This window comes from Dietzia sp. SYD-A1 (genome assembly GCF_015356725.1).
Classification (GTDB): Bacteria; Actinomycetota; Actinomycetes; order Mycobacteriales; family Mycobacteriaceae; genus Dietzia.
This window is the reverse complement of sequence record NZ_JADDKI010000239.1, coordinates 1-7,977: the sequence shown is the minus strand read 5'-3', so window position 1 is coordinate 7,977 and position 7,977 is coordinate 1. Positions and strand designations below refer to the sequence as shown.

Annotated in this window: 7 protein-coding genes, 1 tRNA gene and 1 riboswitch; of the genes, 3 read left to right on the top strand and 5 right to left on the bottom strand. The window is 70.2% G+C overall.

The annotated features are described in order from the left end of the window. Window positions 1-212 precede the first annotated feature (212 nt). Window positions 213-887, bottom strand: a complete 675-nt coding sequence (locus IY392_RS10565) for an HAD family hydrolase (RefSeq protein ID WP_194861177.1) — start codon at window positions 885-887, stop codon at window positions 213-215. A 126-nt stretch (window positions 888-1,013) separates the two neighbouring features. On the opposite strand from IY392_RS10565, the gene IY392_RS10560 reads away from it, so the two are divergent. Then, window positions 1,014-2,006 carry a TIGR03557 family F420-dependent LLM class oxidoreductase gene (locus IY392_RS10560; RefSeq protein WP_182613362.1) on the top strand — a complete coding sequence of 331 codons (993 nt, stop codon included), beginning with the start codon at window positions 1,014-1,016 and terminating at the stop codon, window positions 2,004-2,006. Between the two features lie 75 nt (window positions 2,007-2,081). Here the strand turns inward: IY392_RS10560 and IY392_RS10555 are convergent, their stop codons facing one another. The 4 genes from IY392_RS10555 to IY392_RS10540 form a co-directional block, all read right to left on the bottom strand. Beyond that, window positions 2,082-3,152, bottom strand: coding sequence for an ABC transporter substrate-binding protein (locus tag IY392_RS10555; protein ID WP_194861176.1), 1,071 nt, complete (start codon window positions 3,150-3,152; stop codon window positions 2,082-2,084). Beyond that, window positions 3,149-3,928, bottom strand: coding sequence for an ABC transporter permease (locus IY392_RS10550; protein WP_194861175.1), 780 nt, complete (start codon window positions 3,926-3,928; stop codon window positions 3,149-3,151). Before IY392_RS10550 ends, IY392_RS10555 begins: the two co-directional genes overlap by 4 nt. Further along, a complete protein-coding gene (locus IY392_RS10545; RefSeq protein WP_228549272.1) occupies window positions 3,925-4,836 on the bottom strand; it encodes an ABC transporter ATP-binding protein in 912 nt (303 codons plus the stop codon). The genes IY392_RS10550 and IY392_RS10545 overlap by 4 nt, the downstream gene beginning before the upstream one ends. Continuing rightward, a riboswitch (TPP riboswitch) is annotated at window positions 4,819-4,916 on the bottom strand. Its footprint overlaps the gene before it by 18 nt. A 235-nt stretch (window positions 4,917-5,151) precedes the next feature. Further along, a tRNA-Arg gene (locus IY392_RS10540) sits at window positions 5,152-5,224 on the bottom strand. A gap of 106 nt (window positions 5,225-5,330) precedes the next feature. Between IY392_RS10540 and IY392_RS10535 the strand changes: the two genes are divergently transcribed. Together IY392_RS10535 and IY392_RS10530 are read left to right on the top strand one after the other, a co-directional pair. Further along, window positions 5,331-7,361 carry a cytochrome c oxidase assembly protein gene (locus tag IY392_RS10535; RefSeq protein ID WP_107758019.1) on the top strand — a complete coding sequence of 677 codons (2,031 nt, stop codon included), beginning with the start codon at window positions 5,331-5,333 and terminating at the stop codon, window positions 7,359-7,361. A 168-nt stretch (window positions 7,362-7,529) separates the two neighbouring features. Next, window positions 7,530-7,977 (top strand): single-stranded DNA-binding protein (locus IY392_RS10530; RefSeq protein ID WP_228549271.1); only part of this gene is annotated, 448 nt, incomplete at its 3' end.

The window sequence follows — 7,977 nt, the reverse complement described above, 5'->3', positions numbered from 1 at the left end:
GAGGTGCGCGGGCGCAATGGTCCCGAGCCGCCGCACAAGTGTGCGGAATGCGGTCGAAGAGGACGCATAGGCCGAAGAGAACGCATAGGCCGAAGAGGACGCATAAGGCAGGGGGGCGAGGCTGACGTGCCGAAGCAGAGGGCGAAGCGGAGGCGGCCGGGGTGGGTTTGGGAGGCGCGGCAGAGGCGCTCCCTGCCAGGCCCCCCCGGCGACTAGAGGGCGCCGGACGTGAGGAGGTCCAGGACGCAGGCGGCGTCGTCGGCGATAGCGGAGAACCCGGCTTCACGAAGTTCGGCGTCGCCGATACCGCCCGTCCGCACGGCTACCGAGCGGATGCCCAGTTTGCCGGCTGCGATGGCGTCCCACGTCGCATCGCCCACCATGATCGCGTCCGCGGCGTCGACGCCCGAGCGCTCGAGGGCGATCGCCACGATGGTGGGATCGGGCTTGGCCTGGTCGACGTCCTCGCCCGTGGTCACGGCGTCCACGTGGTCGTCGACATCGAGAAGCTCCCGGGCCTGCTCGAACTCCGACGGTGCCGCCGAGGTCGCGAGCACGACGATCCACCCCCGCTCCTTGGCGCCACGGATGAGGTCGCGGCCACCGGGGAGCAGGCGCAGCGTCGCCTCCGCGTAGTACTCAGAATGCAGATCCTTGGCCCGGCTCGCCACGCGTTCGCGGTCCTCGTCGTCGTCGACACCTGCGAGATCCAGGAGTTCGTCCACCAGCGTGGACCCGTCCTTGCCGATCCGGTGGTGCACCTCCACGAACGGCACCGGCGCGCCGGCCTCGGCCAGGGCGCGGTGCCAGGTCCAGACGTGGACGTAGGTGGAGTCCACCAGGGTGCCGTCGACGTCGAGGAGGAGGGCGCGCGGTGTAGTGGTCATGCGTCCGACCGTGCACCGCCCTCGGGAGGCCGGCAACCGGTGGCCCCCGCCCGGGTGTCAACCGGTGGCCCCCGCCCGGGTGGCGACCGGTGGCGACAAGCCCGGGCCCGGCGCACCCTCGGAACCATGACACGTTTCGGATACACGCTCATGACCGAACAGTCCGGCCCCAAGGAACTCGTCCGCTACGCCGCCAAGGCCGAGCAGGCGGGATTCGACTTCGAGGTGGCCTCGGACCACTACTTCCCGTGGCTGTCCTCGCAAGGCCACGCGCCGTACGTATGGAGTGTCCTGGGCGCCGTGGCTCACGTCACCGAGAGGGTGGACCTGTGCACGTATGTCACCTGCCCGATCCTGCGCTACCACCCCGCGGTGGTGGCACAGAAGGCCGCGACCGTGCAGATCATGTCCGACGGCCGGTTCATGCTGGGCATCGGCGCGGGGGAGAACCTCAACGAGCACGTGGTGGGTCAGCGGTGGCCCTCGGTCGACGAGCGACACGAGATGACGGTGGAGGCTCTGGAGATCATCGGCGAACTGTTCGACGGCGGCCTGGTGACCTACTCCGGCGAGCACTTCCGCGTGGACTCGGCCCGGCTGTGGGACCTGCCCGAGAAGCGGGTGCCGATCGGCGTGGCAGCCGGCGGGGAGAAGGCCGTCGGCCGGCTCGGGCCGCTCGCCGATCACCTCATCGCCACCGAGCCGGAGCCCGCCCACATCGAGAACTGGAACGCGCTCGAGGGACGGAAGAACATCGGTGACGGTGCCCGGGCCATCGCCCAGATCCCCATCAGTTGGGATCCCGAGTCCGAGAAGGCGGCCGTCGAGCGGGCGCACGACCAGTTCCGCTGGTTCGCCGGGGGCTGGGCCGCCAACGCCGACCTGCCCACCACCGCCGGATTCGCCGCCGCCACCAAGTTCGTCCGCCCCGAGGACGTGGCCGAGCAACTTCCCTGCGGTCCCGACCTGGACGCGATCGTCGAGAAGATCCAGCCCTACTGGGAGGCCGGGTACACGGACGTCGCGCTGATCCAGATCGGCGACTCCACCCTGGACCGGTTCCTCGAGGAGGCCGCCGAGCCGCTGCTCGCGCGGTTGCGGGAGGCCTCCCCGAACTGAGGCAGGCCGATCCCCGCCGTCGAATGGCTGGCGGGCCTCTCTCGGGCGGGGCCTGCTGGATGGCGGGGCGCGGTTCTAGTCGCCGGCTCCGGGCAGGTAGTCGTTGGTCGTGGCGGCGGCACCGTCGACCTCGGTCTCCAGCAGCCCGTTCTGGTACATCCACCTCGCGTATGCCGCCCAGTCCTCGTCCGACTGCCGACCGAAATCGTCCTCGGGTAGCAGCTCGAGCGTGGCGTCGATCATCATCTCCAGGATGTCCGGGTCGTAGGAGCCCTGGGTCTCGGGGGTGAGGGCGTCGATCGCGACCTGCCGGTCCCGCAGCGCCGCGGCCTGACCCTCCGCGGTCCCCGCGAGGAAGTGCCGCACCCGCTCGGCGTAGTCGGCGTCGTCGGCGAGGCGGGTCGGGTTGGCGATGATCACCAGTTCCGCGTAGTCCGGCACCCCGAGTTCGGTGGCCGGCAGCACCACGACGTCGCCCTGAGCGGTGAGCTCGACGCCCTCGATGTTGCGGAATGCTCCGAAGATCGCGTCGACCTGGTCGGTGAGGAGCGCCTGGTTGAGGCTTTGCTGCACGTTGGGGGTGGAGATCGAGCCCGGGTCGACCCCGGCCTCCCGGGCGATGAAGTCCAGAGTCGGCTGTTGGGACGCCAGACCCGACAGCCCCACGGTCCTGCCCTCCAGGTCGGCCGCGGTGGTGATCCCGGACTCCGTCCTGGCGATCAGCGAGGTCAGCGAGGTGGGGATCAGGGCGGCCACCGAGATCACGTCGAGGCCCTGTTCCGCGGCGATGAGGGTGTCGGGCTCATACGAGATGGCCAGGTCCGCCCGCCCCAGGGACACCTCCCGCGCGGCGTCGGCCGTGTTGGCGGGCGTCATGAACGTCACGTCGACGCCGGCGTCGCCGTACGCGCCGGTGTGCTGCGCGGTGTACAGCGCCACGTGATCGGGATTGGGGCTCCAGTCCAGCAGGACACTCACCGGTGCGGCTCCGGTCTCGGTCGTGTCCGCATCGTCCGAAGCCGCCTGGCATCCGGTCAGGGCCAGCACGGCAGCGGCCGCGATCGCGACCATGCGGACGCCGGGTCGGGTGACGCCCGGTCGGGTGACGGTCCGGCGTGGGGCCGCGCTGGTGGATGTGTGCGTCATGATGGGGTCCTTTCCCCGGTGGGGGTGTTCCACGGGCAGATGAGTCGTTCGAGGATGGTCACGGTGGCCAGCAGGACGCTGGACATGATCGTCAGCACGACCACCTGGGCGAAGACGAAGTCCGTCTGGAGACGCGGGATGGCCTGCAGCATGAGGTACCCCAGGCCGTTGGTCGCCCCGGTGTACTCGGCGAACACCGCGGCCACCGGCGCGAACGTGACCGAGACGCGCAATCCGGCGAACCCGCGGGGCGCGGCGGACGGCAGACGAACCCGCCAGAAGAGCGACCACCGGGTGGCGTGCAGGCTCCGCAGCGTGTCGATCACCCGGGCGTCGACGGCCCGCACGCCGGAGAGGAGGTTGAGGGCAACGGGGAAGAAACACAACAGGGCGACGACGATGACCTTCGGCGCCATCCCGTACCCGAGGGAGATCGTCAGTAGCGGACCGATCACGATCACCGGGATGGCCTGCGAGGCGACCAGCAGTGGGGTCATGGCCTGACCGATGGTGGGCACGAACGCGCTGATGATCACGACGATCACCGCGACGACCACTCCGAGGACCACACCCAGGAGGGTCTCGGAGGCGGTCAGCAGCGTGGCGGAACCGAGCCGGTCGGGCCAGGTGGTCACGAGCGAGTCGAGCACGGCGCCGGGCGCGGGGATGACGTAGGCCGGAACGAGTTCGAGCGCGGTGATCGTGATCCACGCGGCGAGGACCAGCAGGATCGTCACGCAGGCGGGAGCGGCGGATCGGAGGACTCGGATTGTCATAGGGCGGCTCCGCCGTCGGCCAGGTGGGATTCCCGCGCCAGGGCCTGGAGCACGTCCTGGCGGGTCGCCGCGAATCCCTTGTCGCCGAGCAGGGCCTCGCGGGGGCGGTCGTCGCCGAACCACCCCGGCCAGGTGGACACCACGCGCGCCGGGGCGTCGGCCTCGTGCCGTGCCAGCAGGACCACACGTTCGGCGAGGAGCAGGGCTTCATCGACGTCATGGGTGACCATGACGAGGGTGGCCGGCGTCCCGGCGAGGGTCTCGCGCAGCCATTGCTGGACGTCGGCGCGGGTGATCGCGTCGAGCGCACCGAGCGGCTCGTCCGCCAGCAGCAGGGGTTTGCGAGCGAGCAGTGCGCGCGCGAGTGCCGCGCGCTGGCGCATGCCCGCACTCAGAGCCGACGGACGGGCCCCCGACCAGGCGCCCAGGCCCAGGCGGTCCAGCAGTTGCTGGGCTTCGGCGCGGGCCACGCGCCGGCGCTCCCGCTGATTGCGGAGACTGATCGCGACGTTGTCGAGCAGGGTCATCCACGGCAGCAGGCTGTCGCCCTGCGGCATCAACGCGCAGTGCTCCAGGCGCCGGCCGGGCCGGCGTTCGTCCAACACGGAGACGGTCCCGGTCGTCGGTTCGGTCAGGCCGGCGATCAGCGACAGCAGCGTGGACTTGCCGCAGCCACTGCGCCCGACGACCGCGATGTGCTGGCCCACCGGGACGGACAGGCTGAGGTCCGCGAGAACGGGCCGGCGTGCTCCCGGGTAGGTGTGGCCCAGACCGTCCAGCGCCACGGCCGGAACTGCGGGGCGACTCAGCACGGCGTGCACCAGGACCGCGGCGTGCACAGGGGTGGCCGCGTGCACCAGGACCGCGGCGTGCACAGGGATGGCCGCGTGCACCAGCGCATGTGACATCCCTCCGCTCGTGTGAACGAGTTCAGGTTCAGCGGGTGTGATCTCAGCCCCGTTCGGTAGGGGCACCCCGTGTCATCGACGCCGATCCTGTGGATCAGCTCGAAGTGCGAACTTACCACCCTGCGCTGCCCGGCGAGTGGTCACATATGCGCGGCTCCGGCGGATCCCCACCTGGGGAAACGTGAACAGAATCGACCGCGCGACGAGGGGGGCCAGATGCCGAGGGCGGGCGGCGGCAGGCGGGGTGCTGCGGCAGGCGGCCGGCTTGGGCCCGGTGTCACGCCGGTCAGCGCCGCTGATCTGCGCAGAAGTGTGCGCCCCCGAGAGGATTCGAACCCCTGACCAGCCGGGTAGAAACCGGATGCTCTATCCACTGAGCTACGGAGGCCTGCGACGCCCGCGTCCGGCGTCGCCGGAAGGATGATAGCCGATCCGGGGGTGTGCGCCGCAGCCGCGAATCGGCCCGGGGCGATCGGGTTAATACGATGGTGGCCATGACGTCGTCCAAGTCGACACCCGCCCGCGCCGGAACGCTCACGACCCGCAGCGTGGTCCCCGTCGTGATCCTGCTCGCGGTGGTGGCCGCCGCGGTGGTGATCCCACTGTCGGGCATGTCGACGGAGGTGGCGCTCGCGCTGGTGGGCGTCCCGGACCCGGGCGTCCTCACCACGGCCGGGCTCCCGGCGGTCCGAGCGGTGGGCGAGCTGCTCGCCGCGGTGGCGGTGGGGACGGCCCTGTTCGCGGCGTTCTTCACCCCGCCCCAGAAGGACAAGACCCTCGACGTGGACGGGTACCGATCGCAGCGGATCTCCTCGTGGGCCAACATCTCGTGGGCGGTGGCCGCGGCTCTGCTCATCCCGCTGACCCTGTCGGACGTCTCCGGCCGCACGTTCTGGGCGGCGCTGCCTCCGGACCAGTGGATCGTGGCGATCAACCAGATCGACGTGGCCTCGTCCTGGCGGTGGGCGGCGGTGATCGCGCTGGTGGCCGGGATCGGTCAGCGGCTCACCGTGAGCTGGCGCTGGTCGGTGATCTGGTTGGGCGTGTCGGTGCTCTCGCTCCTGCCGGTGGCGGCCACGGGGCACGCCTCAGGGAGCACCGCGCACGACATCGCCACCAACTCGCTGATCATCCACCTGTTCGCCGCCGCGTTCTACGTGGGCGGGCTGGTCGCCGTGCTGGCCCACACCATGCGGGGCGGCTCCCGCGTGGCCCTGGCCCTGCGCCGCTACTCGGTGGTGGCGACCATCGCGATCATCGCGCTCGGGTTCTCCGGCATCATCAACGCGCTCGTGCGGCTGCACCCGGCCGACCTGTTCTCCTCCACCTACGGGCTGCTCGTGGTGTCCAAGGCGCTCCTGCTGGTCCTGCTCGCGCTGTTCGGCCTGGCCATCCGCCGCCGGATCATCGCCAGGATCGAGTCCAGATCGGCAAACGCTCCCGTCGACCGGCCGACCCTGGTGCGGATAGCGCTGGTCGAATCCGTGGTGATGGCGGGCACGATCGGGCTTTCGGTCTCGCTCGGTCGCACCCCGCCGCCGGCGCCGCTGTACGTGCCCACTCGTCAAGAGGCGCTCCTGGGTTTCGAGCTCCCCGGGCCGTTCTCACTCGGCACCGTGTTCGGGGTGTGGCGCTTCGACCTGGTGCTGGGCCTGGCCGCGGTCATCCTGCTGAGCCTGTACGTGTGGGGCCTGATCACACTGCGTCGCCGCGGTGACACCTGGCCGGTGGGCCGAACCGTGGCCTGGGTGCTCGGCTGCGTGATCCTGTTCCTCACCACCAGTTCTGGCATGGGGATGTACATGATGGCCGACTTCGCCAGCCACATGGTGGGGCACATGCTCATCTCGATGCTCGTGCCGGTGCTCCTCGCACTCGGCGGGCCGCTGACCCTGGCGTTGCGGGCGCTCCCGGCCGCGGGGCGTGGGAACCCGCCCGGGCCCCGTGAGTGGATCGTCGAGTTCATCAACAACCCCCTGTCCCGCTTCCTCACCCACCCGATCGTGGCCTCCGTGCAGTTCGTGGCGGGTTTCTACATCATCTACTTCGGCGGGTTCTACGAGGGCCTGGCCTCAGAACATCTGGGCCACATGTTCATGAACGTGCACTTCCTCATCAGTGGGTACCTGTTCTACTGGGTGATCATCGGTGTCGACGCCGCACCGCGGCACTTCTCGCCGCTCTACAAGCTCATGGTGCTGCTCAGCTCGCTGCCGTTCCACGCCTTCTTCGGCATCATGCTCATGAACTACAAGACCGTGCTCGCCGAGAACTGGTACGGCGGGATCGGACTGCCCTGGATCCCGGATCTCCTTCAGAGCCAGCAGGTCGGCGGCGGGGTCGCGTGGGCGGCGGGGGAGATCCCGCTGTTCATCGTCATGTTGGCCCTGGCGTGGCAGTGGTACCAGAGCGACATGCGGGACGCCCGGCGCGGCGAGCGCCAGGCCGAGCGTGACGACGACGCCGAGCTCAAGGCCTACAACGAGATGCTCAGCGCGATGTCCCGGGCGGACCGCAAGTCCTGAGGAGCGACCACCTCGTCGTCGTCGGGCCCGCTTCTGCACACCCTGCCCGTCCCTCCACAGACCGGGCGCCGCGAGCGGCGCGACCGGGTTTCGACGACGACGAGGTGGGGCACGCTCTGGGGCACGAGGCCGACGCACGGTCGGCCCGAGTGTGACAGGAGCGAGACCATGAACGAGACCCACACCACCGTCCGCGGAACCGTGATCACCGCCCCCACCACCCGCCGGGTCGGCGAGGACTCGGTCCTTTCCTTCCGGGTGGCCAGCAACACCCGCTACCAGGACCGCGACACCGGGGAGTGGAAGACGGGCGGCACGCTGTACTTCTCGGCCAATTGTTGGGGCAGGCTGGGCCAGCGGGCGTCCGGGACGCTGGTCAAGGGCGACGGCATCATCGTCCAGGGCCGCCTGCTGACCAACGAGTACGAGAAGGAGGGCAGGATCCAGCGGGATCTGGAGATGCGGGTCACCGCACTGGGACCGGACCTGTCCCGGATGGACGTGACGATGCGCAGGGCCCAGACCGAGGGATCCGGGCCGGCTCCCGAGGGGGAGGGGCCGGGCCGGATCCCTCGGTCTGGGCCCTGCGCATCGTCACGTCCATCCGGGACAGGTC

Coding starts and splice junctions, on each gene's coding strand:
- IY392_RS10565 (WP_194861177.1), bottom strand. CDS start 887: ATGACCACTACACCGCGCGCCCTCCTCCTCGACGTCGACGGCACCCTG.
- IY392_RS10560 (WP_182613362.1), top strand. CDS start 1,014: ATGACACGTTTCGGATACACGCTCATGACCGAACAGTCCGGCCCCAAG.
- IY392_RS10555 (WP_194861176.1), bottom strand. CDS start 3,152: ATGACGCACACATCCACCAGCGCGGCCCCACGCCGGACCGTCACCCGA.
- IY392_RS10550 (WP_194861175.1), bottom strand. CDS start 3,928: ATGACAATCCGAGTCCTCCGATCCGCCGCTCCCGCCTGCGTGACGATC.
- IY392_RS10545 (WP_228549272.1), bottom strand. CDS start 4,836: ATGTCACATGCGCTGGTGCACGCGGCCATCCCTGTGCACGCCGCGGTC.
- IY392_RS10535 (WP_107758019.1), top strand. CDS start 5,331: ATGACGTCGTCCAAGTCGACACCCGCCCGCGCCGGAACGCTCACGACC.